Genomic DNA, 18573 nt, shown 5'->3' with positions numbered 1-18573 from the left:
CTTCGAACGCGACGCAGCCCCTGCGTCACTCCACCAGCCCGAACATAGGGCCGAACCCGCCATGCCAGGATTTGTCGTTGCGCCCAAGGGCCGGACTGTAGAGCCCGACACCGCGGCCACCGTCGAGAAACAGCGCATTCGGGCAGGACAAATGATCGCGGAACAAGCGCGCGAAGTCGTGGAAATTCACCCTGTCTTCACTGACTGCGAAGCGCACCGCGCCATCGGCGCAGATGCCGACCCCGCCACGACGGGTGCGGTCCGTCGATCCGACGATAAAGATCGGGTTCAGCTTGTTGCCGATGACCAGCATCGGACCGGACTGGGTGGCGAACCGGACCTCCGACCGGCGTTTCAAAAATTCTTGCGTCGGAAGTATTCCGGTGGCGGCGCCATCGATGAAGAACACGCCATTCGGCTTTTTATAGAAGTTCGGCACGGGACCCGAGGCGGCGCCGTCTCTCTCGGTGCGGTTGACGGGCCGCAATTCCTGGCCGTCTTCCACATAGAGGCCGATCGGCGAAAAATCAGGCAGATACATGCCGGCATTGACCGCGAACGCCAAGGTCTGTCCCTTGTTGCGAACGGCCTCGGCGACGCTGGAGAAATCCCGATAAGGCTCTCCATCCGCGTTCTTCCAGAACAAGCGCAGATCGCCTTCTTCTTTCTCGACGGTGCAGACGATATAGGCCTCCCCTCCGAAGGTATCCTGCACGCAGGGTTGGGGGGAAGCTGCCCCTGCAGATATCGCCGCTGCCAACATCGCTGCTATGGCAAGCATGCCCTGTCTGAGATAGGCCATCGTAGCCATGCCCTTCTTTTCAGATCGCCATCCGGCCGCCCGCAGTGTACCCTTGGCATCCTATCTCGCCTGAATCGTCAAGGCGACGACCGCGCGCCGTCCCCATCAACGAAAAAGGGCCGGCAAGCTCTCGCTCCCGGCCCTCTCCTCCACAATCAACCGCCGATTAAACGTAACGGTTGACGATGTTTTCGAGCAGTTCCTGCTTGCCGGACTTCGGCTGCGGGTTGATGTCCTTGGCTTCGACCCACTCGGCGATCTGCTCGAGCGAGTATTCGCCGCGGGCGAGCTTCTGGCCTTCGGCCGAATCCCAGCCGGCGTAGCGGGCATCGAGCGGGCCGGACAGAGCCTTGTCGTCGATCATCTTGGCAGCAGCCTTGAGACCGCGGGCGCAGGCATCCATGCCGCCGATATGGCCGATCAGCAGATCTTCCGGATCGAGCGACTGGCGGCGAAGCTTGGCGTCGAAGTTGGTGCCGCCGGTGGTGAAGCCGCCGCCCTGCAGGACGTAGTAGTAGGCGAGCGCCATTTCCGGAACGTTGTTCGGGAACTGGTCGGTATCCCAGCCCGACTGGTAGTCGTTGCGGTTCATGTCGATCGAGCCGAAGATGCCGAGCGCGTTCGCGAGTGCCAGTTCGTGCTCGAAGGAGTGGCCGGCGAGGATCGCGTGGCCCTGTTCGATGTTGACCTTCACTTCGTTTTCGAGGCCGTGCTTCTTGAGGAAGCCGTAGACCGTCGCGACGTCGTAGTCGTACTGGTGCTTGGTCGGCTCCTGCGGCTTCGGCTCGATGAGGATCGTGCCCTTGTAGCCGATCTTGTGCTTGTACTCGACGACGAGGTTGAGGAAGCGGCCGAGATGGTCGAGTTCCTTTTTGAGGTCGGTGTTGAGCAGGGTCTCATAGCCTTCGCGGCCGCCCCAGAGAACGTAGTTCTCGCCACCGAGCTTGGCCGTGGCGTCCATGCAGGTCTTAACCGTCGCGGCGGAGTAGGCGAAGACTTCCGGATCCGGGTTGGTGGCCGCACCCGACATGAAGCGGCGGTTCGAGAAGAGGTTCGCGGTACCCCAGAGCAGCTTGACGCCTGATGCGGCCTGCTTTTCGGCGAAGTAGTCGACGATCTCGTTCAGGTTCTTGGTGTTTTCGGCGAAGTTCTTGCCTTCCGGGCGCACGTCGGCGTCATGGAAGCAGTAGTAGGGCGCGTCGAGCAACTGGAAAAGTTCGAACGCAACGTCGGCCTTCAGCTTGGCGGCCTTCATCGTATCTTCGAACCAGGGGCGCAGGAAAGTCTGGCCGCCGAAGGGATCGCCGCCCTGCCAGGCGAAGGTGTGCCAGTAGGCGACCGCGAAGCGCAGATGATCTTCCAGGCGCTTGCCGAGAACGACTTCGTCCTTGTTGTAGTGGCGGAAGGCCAGCGGGTTCTTGCTGTCCGGGCCTTCATATTTGATCTTCTGGATGTCGCCGAAAAATCCGGTGCTCATGTCCATGTCTCCTTGGGTTTCGGGATTGTTGTTCTGGGTTCAGTGCTGCAGCGATTTGATCGCCGGATAGAGAGCGCGATAGCGCTTGTAGGAATCTTCGTAAGCGCCGGAGAGCGCCGCGACGGGCTCGATCGTGCCCGCCGTCTTCGGTGGTGTGCAGACCGCAACCGGATCTGCGCCAGTCGCGGCGATCAGGCCGAGGCGGGCCGCGCCAAACGCTGCGCCGAAGTCACCGTCAGCCGGCAGGTCGACCGGCACACCGAGCGCCGTAGCAATCGAGGCCAGCCAATAGCGCGAGCGCGAGCCGCCGCCGATCGCGGTGACACGGGAAATATCCGTGCCCGCAGAACGCAGCGCTTCGAGATTGTCGCGGATCGCGAAGGACACGCCTTCGAGAACAGCCTGGGTCAGCACCACGCGGCTGCTCTCATGCTCGAGGCCGATGAACGCACCGCGGATGACGGCATCGTTGTGCGGCGTGCGCTCGCCCGAGAGATAGGGAAGGAAGGTGACGCCCGACGGCGCTTTCAGCGTTTCACCGAGTTCAGTGGTCAGGTCAGCCGCCGACTTTCCCGTGACGCTGGAGTGCCAGTTCAGCGCGTCCGTCGCCGAGAGGATGACGCCCATCTGATGCCAGGTATTCGGCAGAGCATGGCAGAACGCATGCACGGCGCTTTCCGGCTTCGGCAAATAGGCCGCATTGGCCGCGAAGAGAACGCCCGAGGTGCCAAGCGACACGAAGGCCGCGCCATCGCTGACCGTGCCCATGCCGCAGGCGGAAGCGGCATTATCGCCGGCGCCGCCGGCAACGACGACACTTCCGGAGATTCCCCACTTGCTGGCCAGCTCGCCGCGCAGCTTGCCGCCCTGCTCAGTGCCTTCGATCAGATGAGGCATCTGCTTTTCATCGAGGCCGGTGACCGCAAGAAGCTCTGATGACCACTTGCGCTTGCCGGTGTCGAGCCACGAGGTGCCGGCAGAGTCCGACATTTCCGAAATGTGCTCGCCGGTCAGCCAGAGGCGCAGATAGTCCTTCGGCAGCAGCACCTTGGCGACCTTGGCGAAGATTTCCGGCTCATGCTTGGCGACCCAGGCAAGCTTTGGCGCGGTAAAGCCGGGGAAAACGATGTTGCCGGTCAGCCTGCGGAAACGCGGATCGGAATCCAGCGCGGCTGCCTCGACATAAGAGCGCGTATCGTTCCACAGAATGCAGGGGCGGAGCACCTTATCCTCGGCATCGAGCAGGGTTGCGCCGTGCATCTGGCCGGAAAGGCCAATGCCCTTCACGGCGGCGAGTTCCTTCGGATGCTTTGCCTTTAACCCGGCTACAGCCTCTTCCGTCGCGCGGATCCAGTGCGAGGGCTCCTGCTCCGACCATCCGGAATGCGGGCGCGAGACGTCGAGCGAACCATTGGCCGAGCCTATGATCTTCTGATCGCCATCGATCAGCATGGCTTTGACGCCGGAGGTTCCGAGATCGAGACCCAGATACATGTGTTTCTCCCTTTGCCGTTACGGCAGATTATCTTTCAGAAATATGTCGAGGCGGATGCGCTCCTGCGCCTCGATGACGGAAAGTCCGTCCGCCTTCGCCTTGAGGACGCGGATAGCGCTGCGCACCTCATGGCCTGCATTCTGGTTCAGAATTGCATCAATCGTTCCATCAAGGAGCGCGGCGCGAGTATGGGCCGTCAATTCGTGCGCGACGACCGTCAGCGACCGGTCGACCGCCTTTTCCTTCAGTGCCTTGATCAGGCCGCGATTACCGGCGCCGAGGCTGTAGACGCCGATGATGCCGCTTTTCTTCGACAACGCATCCGCCACCAGCATATGCGCCATGTCAGGATCGTCGCGCCCCTCAATGACGGGAAGGATGGAGAGCGATGGAAACTCCGCGGCCATGACGGCAGCAAAACCCTCGAGGCGTTCGCGATGGTCGCGGACCAGCATCGAGCCGGCGAGCACCGCGACCTCCCCCTTGCTGCCGCCCAAGAAACGCCCCAGCAGCCGTGCGGCTGTGCGTCCGGCGGCAATATTGTCGACACCGGCATAGTGATGCCGCTGCGAACCGGTGAGATCCGAAACCAGCGTCACGACGGGAATACCGTCCTTCACCAGCCGATCGACAGCGTCGCGCACCTCAGGCGCATCGGTGGCGACAAGCGCGACCCCCGAAGGCCGCTCTTCTCCAAGTTCGTCCAGAACCCCGACGAGCGCGCCCGGATCGAACGCCGGCACCTCGACGGTGCGGATTTGCGTTCGCTCCACGGACGACCGCGCAATCGCGGCTTGCACCTCGTCATTCAGCCCATGCATGAAAGAATTGTCGCTGGTCGGAAGGATGAACACGAGCGGATAGGTCCGGCCCTTGGCGAGATTGGCAGCGGCAACGTCCCTGACATAGCCGATCTCGCGAATGGCGTTCTCGACCTTCTCGCGCGTCACGTGACGCACGCCCGGCCGCTGGTTCAAAACCCGGTCAACGGTTGCCAGGCTGACGCCTGCCGCAGCAGCGATATCGTGGACTGTTGGCCTCATCTCTCCTCCTGACGAGACCTTTAGCTCCAAATTTGATGTACGTAAATCAAAAACTGCAAACGTTTCCGTTCACGTCAAATCTTTATGCAAAAAATGAGGGCCGGCGTGGTGTCCCAGGCCGGCCCTAAACCCTGATTTCAAGAGTGGTCAGTGGCCTCCGCCGCCGCCACCTCCGCCTTGGGGTGCAGGCTTGTCCAGCATCGCAACGCCCAGGATCATCGCCAGGAACAGCACGGTCAGCATCAGGAAAACATCACTGAAGGACAGGACGATTGCCTGCTTCGTCACGAGCCCGACCATCTGCTTGATGGCAACAACCGCGCCATCCATGCCGTAGGCGTCGAAGTTCGCCGCCATGTTGTTCATCTGGTCGATCGCGGCGGGATTTCCCCAATCGATATTCTCGCGCAGCCGCTCGTAATGAACATCCTGCCGGTTCGTCAGCACGGTGTTGATGATCGCCAGCCCCACGGCGCCGCCGAGGTTACGAGTCAGGTTGAAGAGGCCCGACGCGCCGCGCATACGGGCCGGCGGCATCGTGCCGAGTGCGATATTGTTGATCGGCACCATGCACATCATCAGCCCGAAGCCGCGGAAGATCTGCGGAATGAGGAGCTCGTAGAAGTCCCAGTCCTGGGTCAGATGCGTCATGATGTAGGTACCGGCCGCGAAGCTGGCGAAACCGATCACCATCATCAGCCGCAGATCCATCTTCGTCGATAGCTTTCCGGCGATTGGCGCGGTGAAGAACATCGCGAGGCCCGATACGAACATCGTTTCGCCGATCATCAGCGAGTCATAGCCGCGAATGCGCCCGAGGTAGACGGGGTAGATATAGGTCAAGCCATAGAGGCCGATACCCATGACGAAGGAAAACACGGAGCCGAAGGCAAAGTTTCGGTTCGTGAAGGCCCTCAGGTCGACGACCGGGAAATCAACGGTGAAGGCCCGATAGAAGAAGACAACGGCAGCGATTGCAGAGGCGATCGCGCCCATGAAGATATAGCTGTCGTTGAACCAGTCGTTGGAATTGCCTTCCTCCAGCACATACTCAAGCGCGCCGAGGAAGACGCCCATCGACAACAGGCCCCACCAATCGAACTTCTTGATCAGCGCGAATTCCGGCTTATCGAAATCGATGAAATTCCAAGTGACGATCGTCACAATGATGCCCGGGACAATGTTGACCAGGAACAGCCAGTGCCACGAGAAGGCGTGGCTGAGATAGCCGCCGACCGTCGGGCCGATGGTCGGAGCAAGCGTGGCGATCAGGCCGATGATCGGCGAGACGATGCTGCGCTTGGAGGGCGGGAAGATCGTGAAGGCTGCCGCAAAGACCGACGGAATCATGCCGCCGCCGATGAAGCCCTGGATGGCGCGGTAGACGATCATCTGGTCGATGTTCGTCGCCGTAGCACAGAGCGCGCTCGCCATGGTGAAGCCAGCAGCGGAAGCCGCAAACAGGTATCGTGTCGAGACGATGCGCGCGAGCGTGCCCGACAGCGGAATCATGATGACTTCGGCGATCAGATAGGAGGTCTGCACCCAGCCGATCTCGTCCGAACCAGCGCTGAGGCCAGCCTGGATTTCGGCAAGCGATGCCGACACGATCTGGATATCGAGGATCGACATGAACATGCCGAGCACCATCGCGAAGAACGCGATGAGCTTGCGTGGATCCATATGATCCGTGGCCGCCGGAGTGGCCGGAACGGTTCCAACTGTTGCGCTCGCGGCCATCGGCCTACCTCGTCAGGATTTACTTGGTCGCATCCGGCGCCGTGCGCGTGTCGACATCAACAACCACGCTCAGGCCTGCGCGCAGGCGACCGCTGTCGAGAGCATCCTGCGGCAGCGAGATACGAACCGGCACGCGCTGAATGATCTTCGTGAAGTTGCCCGTGGCGTTTTCCGGGGGCAGCAGCGAGAAGACGGAGCCGGAAGCCGGCGAAATCGATTCAACCGTGCCGACGATCGGATGGTCGCCATAAGCATCGACATGCACGTTGACCTTGGAGCCCGGCACCAGATGTTGGATCTGCGTTTCCTTGAAGTTCGCGTCGATAAAGAGCTGACGAACCGGGACGAGCGCCATCAGACGCTGGCCGGGCGACACCAGATCGCCCTCCTGCACCGAGCGATTGCCGACGACGCCATCATAGGGCGCTTTCAGGACCGTGAAGGAGAGGTCGCGGGCAGCCTTGTCGCGCGCAAGCTCGAGCTGGCGGATCGTGCCTTCGGCCTCGCGGCGCTGCGCCTGCAGCAGCGTTACATTTGCTTCCGCGGATGCGATCGCCGCATCACCGCCAATCAGGTTTGCCTTTGCCTGGTCGAGAGCAATGTTCGCGGCGTCGAGGTTAGCGGTCGTACCGACAGACTTGGATTGCAGTTCCGCGGCGCGGGTCTGTGTGATCTGCGCACCGCGAACGGTGGCTTCCAAAGCCGTCTTCTGGGCCTTGGCCTGGTCGAGGCTTGCCTGACCACCGGCAATCTGCGCGTCAATACGCTGCAGCGAGAGCGTTTCGGTATCGAGAGAAGCCACCGCCTGATCGAGGGCGAGCTTGTAGTCGCCGTCGTCCAGCGAGGCCAGAACGTCGCCGGCCTTGACATTCTGGTTGGCAACGACGTTCACCTTGGCGACATAGCCGGTAACCTTCGGCGAGATCGTCGCGATATCGCCTTCGATGTAAGCGTCGTCGGTCGAGACCAGGAAACGGCCCGTCGTCCACCAATCGTAGCCGTACCATGCGGCGCCTGCGAGCAGCGCAAGGCCGATGATTGGCAGGGCAAGACTGCGCTTTTTCTTCTTCTCAGCGGGAACGGCCTGCGTGTCGGCAGGAGCCTGCGGCGCGCGCGGTGCTTCCGCGGTGGGGACTGCTGCTTCCTGAGCCTTGCCCTCGGTTTCAGCAGGTTCGCTGACGATGCGGGCAACATTGGCTTTTGGACTGGACGACATGGGCGACTACCGGCAAATTGAGTGAATTTAATCGAACTGAACGGTTCGGTTCAGTTGACATAGAACCTTTTTCCATTCATATCAAGCTGTATCGAACCACCCGGTTCGATTTTATTAACGAAAAGTTCGCTGATGCGGATATGGTTAAGGAGCTATGACAGAGCTTTCCGATACGCGCGTGGATGAGTCTCCCTCGACAGGCGGCAGATGGGCCGCGGGCGAAGACCCTGCCAAGCGCAAACAAATTCTCGACGGCGCCCGCCGCGTTTTCATGAAACTTGGCTTCGATGCCGCGAGCATGAACGATGTAACGCGCGAGGCGGGAGTTTCAAAAGGAACGCTCTACGTCTACTTCGCCAACAAGGAAGAGCTCTTCACCGCGATGATGGAGAGCGAGCGCGCGGCGTTCGTCGCCAGCGTGCGCAATACTCTCAAGGAATCCAATGATCCCGACGTTGCGCTGCACGACTTCGGGATGACCTTTGTCAGCCATCTGACCGAGGATAAGGTCATCAATGCGATGCGTACGGTCATCGGCGTCCGCGACCGCATGCCGCATCTCTGTCAGCGCTTTTTCACCGGCCCCGAGAACATCCGGACGGTGCTGAAGGACTTCCTGACGAGCCAGGTCGAGGCCGGCCGTTTCGAGATCGACGACATAGAGCTTGCCGCCCGCCAGTTCCTGGAGCTCTGCGGCGGAAGCTTCTTCAAGCTGCGGCTGTTCGGCGACATGGACGCCCCTCCTCCGCGCGAGGAGATGGATCGCGTGGTCAACGGCGCCATCCGCGTCTTCACCGCCGCGTACGGCACCAAGAAGCGATCCTGAACCCACACCTTTGATTTCTTTCTCCGTCCGCGCCAGAATCCCGCAACAGGGATCAAACGCGGCCTGCTGCCCTTCGCTATGAAGGGAATGCAGCCAGGGAGAAGAAATGAGCGCCGTCGGACGTGCGATCTGGTTCATCGAAAGTCATTTCGGCAACGACATTACTCTGGAAGAGATTTCGGACGTTGCCGGCCTTTCGCGCTACCACCTCTCGCGCGTCTTCGGACTCGTCACCGGGCATTCGATCAGCGGCTATATCCGCGCCCGCCGTCTGAGCGGCGCGGCACGGACGCTCGTCGATCAGCCGGAGAGCATTCTCGAGGTTGCCCTCGACGCGGGTTATGGCTCGCACGAGGCATTCACTCGCGCCTTTCGCGACCAGTTCGGCCTGACACCTGAGGCCGTCCGCAAGCAGGGGCACACGCGCAACCTCGCACTACTGGAGCCGATCAGAATGGATCCCGCCCGCCTTCCCGAACTCGAGCCGCCACGATTTGAAACCTTGCCGCCGATGCTATTTGCCGGCTTGCAGGAGACATATCCCTATGGCGGCAATGCCGCGATTCCCTCGCTCTGGCAAAAATTCAATGTTCATTTCGGCAGCATTCCCGGCCAGGTCGGCAATGTCGCCTATGGCGTCTGCACGCACATCGAGGGAGAGACAGAGAAATTCCGCTACATGGCGGCCGTGGCTGTCGACGACAGCAGCGACCTGCCGGACGGCTTTGCCACGTTGAAGATACCCGATCAGCGGTATGCGGTCTTTGCTCATCGCGGCCACGTCTCCGGCATTCCCGCTACGATGCACCAGATTTTCGGGAGCTGGATGCCGAACGCAGGCATGGAGTTCGGCAACATGCCCGACATGTTCGAGCGTTACGACGACCGCTTCGACCCCTATACCGGCATGGGCCTGACGGAAATCTGGATTCCCATAAAGGAATAAAACGCGCCTTGCTTTCGTATATCCCCTTGCGCGCTTGCCAAGGCAGGCCGCGTCCGTACATTGCGAGCGTCAATTTGTGTGGCGCAAGGGGATAAACGCCGATGCAAGACATTATGATGCTCGTTCAGGACCCGGCCGCCTGGGTGGCCCTCATCACTCTGGTGGTGATGGAAGTGGTCCTCGGGATCGACAACCTCATCTTCATCTCGATTCTCACCAACAAGCTGCCACCTGAGCATCGCGAGAGAGCACGCAAGGTCGGCATCGGCCTTGCCCTCGTGCTGCGACTTGCCCTCCTCGGCATGGTTGCCTGGATCGTTACGCTGACGACGCCGGTCTTCGAACTGTTCGGTCACGGCTTCTCCTGGAAGGACATCATTCTGCTTGTCGGCGGTCTGTTCCTGTTGTGGAAGGCGACGAAGGAAATCCATCACAACGTCGATCCGGCCGATCACAACGAGGATTTCATTGTTTCATCAGCAACAAGAGGCGTTACCGCAGCGATCGGCCAGATCCTGCTGCTGGATATCGTCTTCTCGGTCGACAGTATCATCACCGCCGTCGGCATGACCCCACACGTCCCCATCATGGTCGTCGCCGTCGTTGTGGCCGTAACCGTCATGCTGGTCGCGGCAAAGCCGCTCGCGAACTTCATCGAGAGGAACCCGAGCATCGTCATGCTGGCGCTGGCCTTCCTGATGATGATCGGCATGACGCTGTTCGCAGAGGGCATGGGCTACCATGTGCCGAAGGGCTACATCTACGCCGCGATGGCCTTCTCGGCGCTGGTGGAGGTGCTCAACATGTTCGCCCGCAATGCCCGTCAGCGGAAAAAGCAGGGCGGCCACTGAGTCGCCATGGGCACGGCAATGAGGCCGTGCCCTAGAGCATGTCCCCCAGGGTCCAGTGGTTGCCCCATCGGGCATCGATCTCGTCATCGACGTTTTGATAGCGGATATCCGTCGACAGTCTGATCCTGTTCGAGGCGCTTTGGTTCGTGGTCGAGGCGTGGATCATGTAAGGGCTGTGCAACACGACATCGCCGGCCTCGTAGTCGGCGACCAGCCAGCGCGTATCGAAGCGCTCTGCCATGTCGGGCAGGTCCTTCGATACCCAGCCGCCCTCGGTCATGTTGCGGTTGAAGGCACTGATCTTTTCTTCCGCAGACAGGTCGAGGCTCTTTCTGGAAAACTCCTCCTCCATGCGCACACCGATGGCATGCGAGCCCTCGAGGTACACGAGACCACCCATGTCGACTGGGGTGTCGCCGATCGGAATCCAGGCCGTCACCAGCCGGTTGGTGCCGCCACGTAGATAGACCAGATCGTAATGCGCCGGCGTCGCTGTCGTCGTACCGGGTTGGGTAAAGCGCATGATCTTGCGTTTGTGCAGGTAGGAGATGCCGGAAAGAAACTCATCCATGAACTGCGCAAGCCGCGGCTGCGCGCAAAAACCCTCGAAGGCGACCGAGCGGACGAGCGACATCAAAATGCGATCCACCTGGCCTTTGTCCAAACCCGTGCCGGCGGATAGCCCGAGCATCGGATCGGTGCCTGGCGCGACGAGCCCGCCGCGCGCCAGATGCGAAAAAACCCAGCCGCGAAACGCATTGACCACTTGGGGATCGAGAAAGCGCTTCAACCAGACATAGCCGTTTTCGTGATAAAGCCTGCGGATCGCCTCCACGCCGATCGACGGATCCGTCGGCTTGAGTTCGCCCAACCGGTTCGCTGCGGTCGAAAGGACTTTCCCGTTGGCGACCAAGTCGATCGCCGGTGGTTGAGCTGGCTGCTGATCCAGGGCAAGACTTGACATTTCGATCACTCCAAAAGCGAAATGGACGATGCATATGTGAGACACTGGAGATAAACTTGCCATGGACGGAAAGAGCGACTGGACTTTTCGCTCATGACTGAAGCGCCGATCGCTCTCTATCGTTCGCCCTCTTCCGAAGGCATGGCGCTCGCCGTCACGGGGTTTGGCCGGCAGCGCATCGGAACGCGTATCACCAACCGCCGCCTGCCAATGCACGCGGTCGTCCTTGTCGAGGCCGGGGATGGCACGCTGCAGACAGCGAAGGCGGGCCTTCAAGAGATCAACGGGCCGTCGCTCTTCTGGTTGCCGGCCGGCACATTACATTCCTATGGCCCGACGAACGGAACGAGCTGGGAGGAGAGATGGGCTCTCTTTGAGGGGACGCTGATCGCAGACCTGATCCGCCAGCGCCTGATCTCGCCGACAGAACCGGTGGTGCGTCTACAGAACCTGCGTGAGATGCAGCACCTCTTCGGCGCGCTTCATTCCGACTTTGCCGCAGGCGATCCGCTCAGCCTCGCTTCGGCGGCAGCGACGCTTCACCGCATCGCCGTCCAATCCGCGCGCCATGCGAACGCCGGCGGCGACAACGGGGCGAACGTCGAGATCGAGTTGATCATCGAGACCTTGCAGCGCCGGGCGTTCGAGCCGGTGGACATGCATTCGCTGGCACAAGAATTCGGCATGTCGCCGGCAACGCTGCGGCGGCATTTCCAGGCTGCCCTCGGCCTGTCGCCGAAGGCTTTCCAGCTGCGCCTTCGTATCGATCGGGCCAAGCAGCTGCTGACGACATCGGATCGGTCGATCGAGGCGATTGCGTATGCCGTCGGTATTGACGATTCCTTCTACTTTTCGCGACTGTTTCAGGATCGCGAACACTGTTCGCCAAGCGAATTCCGCCGTCACTACCGCAGAACATGACTGTGGCCGGATCGAGTCCGGCCGCAGTCATGCATTGATTCGGTTCAATTGCGCTGTTCAGTGGGCGCCGGCGCCGCCACCGGGCTGCGCCTTGCGCGTGAGCAACAGGGCGAAGGCGGCAATGGCCAGCACGACGCCGATCACAGCGAAGGTGTCGCTAAAGCCAAGGATCAGAGCCTGGCGTCTGACGATCTGACCCAAGGCGACGATGGCTTTCTGGCTGGCGACTGCCGGATCGGAGACGCCGTGTGCCAGGAAGTAGTTGGTGGTTTGGGCGAGGCGATCACGAACCTCATCGCGAGCCAGCGTTACAGACTGCCCGATGATATTCGAATGGAACTGCTCGCGCTCGGTCAGGATCGTGCCAAGCGACGCCGTGCCGACCGCGCCGCCGAGGTTGCGCAGCATGTTCGTCAGGCCCGAGGCAGCCGCCGCATCCGACGCAGCAATACCAGCGGTCGTGATTGCGGTGATCGGGGTCAGGACCAGGGCCTGGCCGATCGCCCGCACGATGTTCGGAATCCAGAACTGATCACCGGCGTTGTTCGCTGACAGCGTGATGTTCATGAAGCAGCTGATCGCGAAGATCGAAATGCCGAGGAAACCGATATAGCGGGCGTCGAAGCGCTTCATCAGCAGCGGAACGAGGGGAATGAGCAGCAGCTGCGGCAGGCCGGTCCAGGCCAGGACATTGCCGATCTGCTCGGCATTGTAACGCTGCACCTGTCCCAGATACTGCGGCAGGATGTAGACGGTCCCGAACAGCGCGACGCCGACGAGCACATTGACGGCAACGCCAATGCCGAAGTTGCGCTGCTTCAGGAGACTGAGCTTCACCAGGGGCTTTTGAACCGTCAGTTCGATCCAGATGAAGGCAGCGAGGAAGACGAACGCCACGATGCTGAGCTTGACGATGAAAGGCGAGGAGAACCAGTCCTCCTTGTTTCCCTCCTCGAGCACCGTCTGCAGGGCGGAAAGGCCGATCGCCATGGTAACAATGCCGGCCCAGTCACCTTCCTTCAGCAGGTGGAGCTGCATCGGCTGCTTCTCGAGCGTCAGGGCAAGCGCAGCGGCCATGATGGCGCTCGGGAGCGCGTTGATGAAGAAAATCGTCTGCCAGCCGTAGTTCTCCGTGAGATAGCCGCCGATCGTCGGGCCAATGGCCGGGGCAAAGGTGACGGACAGGGCAAAGAGTGCGAGGCCGCGAGGCTGCTGAAACTTGGGCAGCTTGGTAAGCACCATGGTGAACGCCATGGGGATGAGGACACCGCCGGCAAATCCCTGCAGGCCACGCAGCAGAATCATCGTGCCGAGATCGTGGGCGAAGGCACAGGCGATCGAAAAGATCGGGAAGAGAACCGAATTGACGAGAATGTAGCGGCGGAAGGAAAAGACGCTGCTGAAATACGCCGTCAGCGGAATGACGACGATCTCACCGATCAGATACGACGTCGAGATCCAGGCGCCGTTGTCAACGCCGGTGCCGATGCCGCCCTCGATATCGAGGAGCGAGGCGTTGGTGATCTGGATGTTGAGGATTGCCATGAACGCGCCGATCATCCCGGCAAGTACGGCAATCCAATCCTTTACGCTGGCGCCCGGCTGGGAGACAGGGGCAACGGTTGCAGTTGTGGTAGACATGGCACCACCCTCATCCTCTCCGGTCAGGCCCCATCGGCCGCATCGGCGGCCTTGGTGTTGATGCTTGGCTGCACCGACATGCCGGGGCGAAGATCGCCGGCTGCCGCTCCATTGCCGTCGAGCACGATCTTGACCGGGATACGCTGAACGACCTTCGTGAAGTTGCCGGTGGCGTTGTCCGGCGGCAGCAGCGCGAATTCCTGGCCGCTGGCCGGTGCGATGCTGTCGACGTGACCGTGATAAGTGCGGCCCGGGAACGTATCGACTTCGATCTCGACAGGCTGGCCGGCATGCACGTCGGTCAGCTGCGTTTCCTTGTAGTTCGCAACGATATAGGCCGCGCTGGTGGGAACGACCGACATCAGCTGCGTGCCTGCCTGGACGTACTGGCCAACGCGCAGTGTACGGTTGCCAACGGAGCCATCGACCGGCGCCACAATCGTGGCATAGGAGAGATTGAGTTCGGCCTGGCGCTCAAGCGCCTGGCTGCGGGTGAGCGCAGCCTTTGCCTGGGCAAGCTCGGCATTCAGAAGATCGACCTGCTTTACGGCTGCATCGAGGGCGGCGCTGTCGCGCACGATGGTCGCCTGTGCTGCCGCGATCTGCGAGGCGGCCTGCTGCGCGGTCTGGACCGGGGCGTAACCGTTGGTGGCCAGGCTCGAATAGCGCTTGTTGTTCTGCTCGGCGAACGTCTCGTTGGCCTTGTCGACCTCGACCGTGGCGCGGGCGGCGGCGATCGTCGATTGCTGGATCTGGAGGGCCGCCTCCTTCGCATTCAGCGTCGCCGCCGCGGCGGCAACGTCGGCCTTCGCCTGGTCGAGCGCGGCTCGGAAGTCGCGATCATCGATACGCGCAAGCGGCTGACCCGCCTTGACGGTCTCGTTGTCGTTGACGAGTACCCGGGCGATGTAGCCGGAAACCTTCGGCGCGATCGCACTGTTGTCCGCCTTCACATAGGCGTCGTCGGTCGACACGTGGAAGCGACCGACCGTCCAGTAATCGTGTCCGTAGTAGGCACCCGCGGCCACGATCGCGAGGGCGGCTGCGCCAAGCAGGAGCGACCGGCCGGCTCGCTTGCGGGCTTGCGGCACGTCAGCGGCAGCGCGTGGCGCCTCCGCGTGCGGCGGCTTGCTCGCTTCAAGCGTTTCCGGGATCACCTCTGCGACCGCTACGGCGGTTGGATCGGCGTTGTTGTTCAGAGCATGCAGCTTCTGGGCGGTCATTGTTTTCTCCGGATCATGGCCGCCGTCGCAAGCGATGCAGCCTCTGATGCACAAAATGGAAAATTGACGTTTTCCAAAATATGCTCTATAAAATGGATGTCAACTTGAATTTGGAAAATACAGATGGTCCAAAATCACAAGATCGAGAGAAGGCCGCGCGGCAGACCGCAGGCGCGGTGCGACGAGGACACCAGGAGCGTCATCATCGAGGCTGCCAACAAGCAGTTTCACGCGAACGGATATGCAACGGCGTGCATCGCGGATATTGCGCAGGAAGCGGGCGTCTCGACGAAGACGCTCTACAGGCTGTTCCCGACGAAAGCCGACCTCTTTTCCGACCTAATCACCGATCGCATTGGACGCTTTTTGCTGGCTCTCGACCCGACTACGCTTGCCGCGGCCGATCTTCGCCAGGGACTGGAGCGGATGCTGATGGCTTACGGCATGCTGACGCTTTCGGACGACACAATCACGATGATGCGGCTTGTGATCGGCGAGTCCGACCGCTTCCCGGAGATCTCCGCTTCCTTCTACGAAAAAGCCATCGTCCGAACGAATGCGCTGATGGAGGGGTGGCTGCGCAAGCAGGTTGATCGCGGCGTCATCGCTCTCGAAGACCCGCATGCGGCCTGCGGCATGCTGCGCGGCATGATGGCCATGGAGCCCCAGCGCGCCGCCATGCTGCGCCAGCAGCCGGCGCCGGGGATTGAGGAGATCGCGGCCCGGGCGAAAATGTGCGCCAACCTGTTTCTGAACGGCGCAGCAGTCGCTCCGGCTTAATAGCCGGCCTTAGGCGGTCTTTGAAAGTTCCTTGTCGATGGCCGAAACCAGTCGCTGGTCATCTGCCGTCACGTCAGGCGCAAACCGCGCCACGATCTTGCCATCGCGACCGATCAGGAACTTTTCGAAGTTCCAGAGAATTTCACTCTTATCGTCGGTCGCCAGGCCATTGCTGCGCAGCCGCTCCCGCATCGGACCTTCGCCGACGGCAGTCCCGGCAGCCGCCGTCAGGTTCTGGTAGAGCGGATGCTTGTCCCCGCCCTTGACGGAGATCTTCGAGAAGATCGGAAACTTCACGTCATAGGTCAGCGTGCAGAACTCGACGATCTCGGCATCCGTACCCGGCTCCTGCCCCTTGAAATTGTTTGCCGGAAAGGCGGCAATCACGAAGCCGCGCTCTCGCTTGTCCTCATAGAGCTTCTCAAGCCCTTCATATTGAACGGTGAGGCCGCATTTGGAGGCGACATTGACGACCAAAATCACCTGGCCGCGGTGATCGTTCAGCGTTGTCTCGCGACCATCGGCCAGCTTCACCGGTATGTTCAAAAGATCCGTCATCGCTATCTCCACCATGAATTCCGCCGCGGAAGCTATACCCAACGGAGCGTTTGTCCAGCGGGCAGATCCGGTCCACTGACAAAATCAATTAAAACAGCTAGTTTGCCGTCGAGAGCACGGGAGGGCGCAACGAAAGATGGCACTGGAATCGCTGGTGGCGGCCGTTGTCTTTGCTTTGCTCATGACAGCCTCGATCGGAACGATGCTGACCTATTCAAAGCTGCCTGTGCATCACCGGCAGGACGAGACCAACACCGTCGTTCGGCTCGTCGCCAACATCTTCGTCGTCATGACATCGCTGGTCTTCGGCCTGATGATCAATTCCTCGAAGAACACTTTCGGCGAGATCGACAAGAACGTTCACGCGTTCGCAACCCAGATCATCCTTCTCGACCGGACCTTGCGGACCTATGGCCTCGAGGCCACGGAAACTCGCAAGCGTCTGGAGAACTACGTCGAAAAGGCTCTCACCAATCCGGCACGCGCCGCGCCGGATCCGCTGGTCAAAAGCGACCGCACAAGCGAGATTGCCCTCAACGCCGTCGGAGACAGTCTGGCACTGATCGTGCCTTCCGACCCGGGCCATGTGGTGTTGTGGAACGACGCTCGCCAGCAATATCAACGGATCGTCGAGCAGCGCTGGGTCATCGTGGAACAGTCGGAAGGCGTCATCCCAAGGCCGCTCATAAGCATGCTGACGGCGTGGCTGACATTGATCTTTGCGAGCTTCGGCTATCGCGCGCCAAGAAACATCATTGTCGTGCTGATGTTCACCATCTCCGCGCTCCTGATATCGCTATCGATCTTCATCGTGCTGGATATGGATATTCCATTCTCGGGCTGGATCCAGATCTCCGACACACCACTTCGCAGGGCGCTTGCCGAGCTTCAACAATAGCAACTGCGAAGCACCGCGCCGTCCTGGAAGGAGCGACGCGGTGTGGCCACGGCATCACAGTTAGCGAACCGCAATCGTCGGCCAGTCGATGAGGTCGGCCTTTGCACCGGCCAGCGTGTTGCGGCTCTGGGAGACCACATCGTGGGGAAAGCCGAGCGATATCGCGCTCGCGTCATCGAGGCGCCGAACCTGCTCCTCACTAAGCTTCACGTCCAGCGCGGCAAGGTTGTCGGCAAGCTGCTCAGCCGTTCGCGGCCCGATGATCGGCAGCGTGCCCTTGTGCAGCACCCAGGCGATGGCGATCTGGCCGGCCGGCACGCCGGTTTCCTCGGCGATTGCCAAAACTGTATCGACCGTTGCCGTCTTGCGCGCATCGCTTTCGGAGTGAATGACGACGCCGAGCCCCTGCTGGCGGCCAGTTTCGCCCTTGCGGTACTTACCGGTCAGCAGCCCGCCACCGAGCGGCGACCAGCCGACAGTACCAAGGCCAAAGGCCGCCGCCATCGGCAGCAGCTCGCGCTCGGACGTACGCTCGACGAGGCTGTACTCCAGCTGCAGAGCCGACAGTGGCGCCCAGCCACGAAGCTCGGCAAGCGTGGCACCAGTCGCCATGCGCCAAGCCGGGAAGTCGGAAAGTCCGGCATAGAGGATCTTGCCCGAGCGGACGAGATCATCGAAACCTCGCATGATCTCGTCGATCGGCGTCACGGCATCCGGCATGTGCGCCCAAAGAAGATCGATCCGATCGGTGCCGAGCCGCTTCAGGCTTGCCTCGACCGACTGAACCATGGCCTTGCGGCTGTTGCCTGTACGCTGGAGGCCGGCCGCGTGACGATCACCGAGCGAGAACTTCGTCGCGACGACCATGTCATCGCGGTCGCTCGCGATGAACTCGCCGACCATCGTTTCCGACTGGCCGAATTGATACTGGTCGGCCGTGTCGATGAAGTTGCCGCCGGCGTTGCGGTAGCCATCGAAGACCACCTTGGCCTCCTCGCCACTGGAACCGTAACCCCAGCCCGTCCCGAAATTGCCTGTGCCAAGTGCCAGGCTGGAGACACGAAGTCCGGTTCGGCCGAAAATCCTATAGCGCATTGTCATTGCCTTCCTTGCTTCCTTGGTCAATTTTAAATGACGATCGTCATTCATTTGCATTTAAATGACGGACGTCATATAATTTGTCAAGAACAAA

17 protein-coding genes are annotated in these 18573 nt (G+C 61.0%); 6 read left to right on the top strand and 11 right to left on the bottom strand.

Annotation, left to right across the window (positions count from 1 at the left end):
* Positions 1 to 25: 25 nt before the first annotated feature.
* From AC1DE4_RS14590 to AC1DE4_RS14565, 6 genes are all read right to left on the bottom strand, one after another.
* Positions 26 to 802, bottom strand: coding sequence for a phosphodiester glycosidase family protein (locus AC1DE4_RS14590; protein ID WP_026371711.1), 777 nt, complete (start codon positions 800 to 802; stop codon positions 26 to 28).
* 166 nt (positions 803 to 968) lie between these two features.
* Complete coding sequence (xylA, locus tag AC1DE4_RS14585; protein ID WP_192241470.1) at positions 969 to 2279, bottom strand: xylose isomerase; 1311 nt, start codon at positions 2277 to 2279, stop codon at positions 969 to 971.
* 39 nt (positions 2280 to 2318) lie between these two features.
* A complete protein-coding gene (xylB, locus tag AC1DE4_RS14580) occupies positions 2319 to 3773 on the bottom strand; it encodes a xylulokinase (RefSeq protein ID WP_192241471.1) in 1455 nt (484 codons plus the stop codon).
* 18 nt (positions 3774 to 3791) lie between these two features.
* Positions 3792 to 4817, bottom strand: a complete 1026-nt coding sequence (locus AC1DE4_RS14575) for a LacI family DNA-binding transcriptional regulator (protein WP_018856524.1) — start codon at positions 4815 to 4817, stop codon at positions 3792 to 3794.
* 147 nt (positions 4818 to 4964) lie between these two features.
* Positions 4965 to 6557, bottom strand: a complete 1593-nt coding sequence (locus AC1DE4_RS14570; protein ID WP_018856523.1) for a DHA2 family efflux MFS transporter permease subunit — start codon at positions 6555 to 6557, stop codon at positions 4965 to 4967.
* 19 nt (positions 6558 to 6576) lie between these two features.
* On the bottom strand, positions 6577 to 7773 hold the full coding sequence (locus AC1DE4_RS14565) for an HlyD family secretion protein (RefSeq protein ID WP_113471957.1): 1197 nt from the start codon (positions 7771 to 7773) through the stop codon (positions 6577 to 6579).
* A gap of 154 nt (positions 7774 to 7927) precedes the next feature.
* On the opposite strand from AC1DE4_RS14565, the gene AC1DE4_RS14560 reads away from it, so the two are divergent.
* From AC1DE4_RS14560 to AC1DE4_RS14550, 3 genes are all read left to right on the top strand, one after another.
* Positions 7928 to 8599, top strand: coding sequence for a TetR/AcrR family transcriptional regulator (locus tag AC1DE4_RS14560; RefSeq protein ID WP_025658877.1), 672 nt, complete (start codon positions 7928 to 7930; stop codon positions 8597 to 8599).
* A gap of 106 nt (positions 8600 to 8705) precedes the next feature.
* The gene (locus tag AC1DE4_RS14555) at positions 8706 to 9545 is read left to right on the top strand and encodes an AraC family transcriptional regulator (protein ID WP_192241472.1); all 840 of its coding nucleotides are present in this window, start codon (positions 8706 to 8708) and stop codon (positions 9543 to 9545) included.
* Between the two features lie 101 nt (positions 9546 to 9646).
* Complete coding sequence (locus AC1DE4_RS14550; RefSeq protein ID WP_113471958.1) at positions 9647 to 10396, top strand: TerC family protein; 750 nt, start codon at positions 9647 to 9649, stop codon at positions 10394 to 10396.
* Positions 10397 to 10427: 31 nt separating this feature from the next.
* Here the strand turns inward: AC1DE4_RS14550 and AC1DE4_RS14545 are convergent, their stop codons facing one another.
* The gene (locus AC1DE4_RS14545; protein ID WP_113471959.1) at positions 10428 to 11360 is read right to left on the bottom strand and encodes a phytanoyl-CoA dioxygenase family protein; all 933 of its coding nucleotides are present in this window, start codon (positions 11358 to 11360) and stop codon (positions 10428 to 10430) included.
* 93 nt (positions 11361 to 11453) lie between these two features.
* On the opposite strand from AC1DE4_RS14545, the gene AC1DE4_RS14540 reads away from it, so the two are divergent.
* Complete coding sequence (locus AC1DE4_RS14540) at positions 11454 to 12281, top strand: helix-turn-helix transcriptional regulator (RefSeq protein WP_192241473.1); 828 nt, start codon at positions 11454 to 11456, stop codon at positions 12279 to 12281.
* Between the two features lie 57 nt (positions 12282 to 12338).
* On the opposite strand, the gene AC1DE4_RS14535 is transcribed toward AC1DE4_RS14540, so the two are convergent.
* Complete coding sequence (locus tag AC1DE4_RS14535) at positions 12339 to 13922, bottom strand: DHA2 family efflux MFS transporter permease subunit (RefSeq protein ID WP_018856516.1); 1584 nt, start codon at positions 13920 to 13922, stop codon at positions 12339 to 12341.
* Between the two features lie 23 nt (positions 13923 to 13945).
* Complete coding sequence (locus tag AC1DE4_RS14530) at positions 13946 to 15145, bottom strand: HlyD family secretion protein (RefSeq protein WP_192241474.1); 1200 nt, start codon at positions 15143 to 15145, stop codon at positions 13946 to 13948.
* A gap of 123 nt (positions 15146 to 15268) precedes the next feature.
* Between AC1DE4_RS14530 and AC1DE4_RS14525 the strand changes: the two genes are divergently transcribed.
* Complete coding sequence (locus AC1DE4_RS14525; protein WP_192241475.1) at positions 15269 to 15925, top strand: TetR/AcrR family transcriptional regulator; 657 nt, start codon at positions 15269 to 15271, stop codon at positions 15923 to 15925.
* 9 nt (positions 15926 to 15934) lie between these two features.
* On the opposite strand, the gene AC1DE4_RS14520 is transcribed toward AC1DE4_RS14525, so the two are convergent.
* On the bottom strand, positions 15935 to 16483 hold the full coding sequence (locus tag AC1DE4_RS14520) for a glutathione peroxidase (RefSeq protein WP_018856513.1): 549 nt from the start codon (positions 16481 to 16483) through the stop codon (positions 15935 to 15937).
* Between the two features lie 136 nt (positions 16484 to 16619).
* On the opposite strand from AC1DE4_RS14520, the gene AC1DE4_RS14515 reads away from it, so the two are divergent.
* Positions 16620 to 17381, top strand: coding sequence for a bestrophin-like domain (locus AC1DE4_RS14515; RefSeq protein ID WP_018856512.1), 762 nt, complete (start codon positions 16620 to 16622; stop codon positions 17379 to 17381).
* A gap of 60 nt (positions 17382 to 17441) precedes the next feature.
* On the opposite strand, the gene AC1DE4_RS14510 is transcribed toward AC1DE4_RS14515, so the two are convergent.
* Positions 17442 to 18476, bottom strand: a complete 1035-nt coding sequence (locus AC1DE4_RS14510; RefSeq protein WP_477881829.1) for an aldo/keto reductase — start codon at positions 18474 to 18476, stop codon at positions 17442 to 17444.
* Positions 18477 to 18573: the final 97 nt, after the last annotated feature.

This window comes from Rhizobium sp. 10N414, assembly GCF_056394785.1.
The sequence above is the reverse complement of the archived record's forward strand: the minus strand, read 5'-3'. Positions and strand labels throughout refer to the sequence as shown.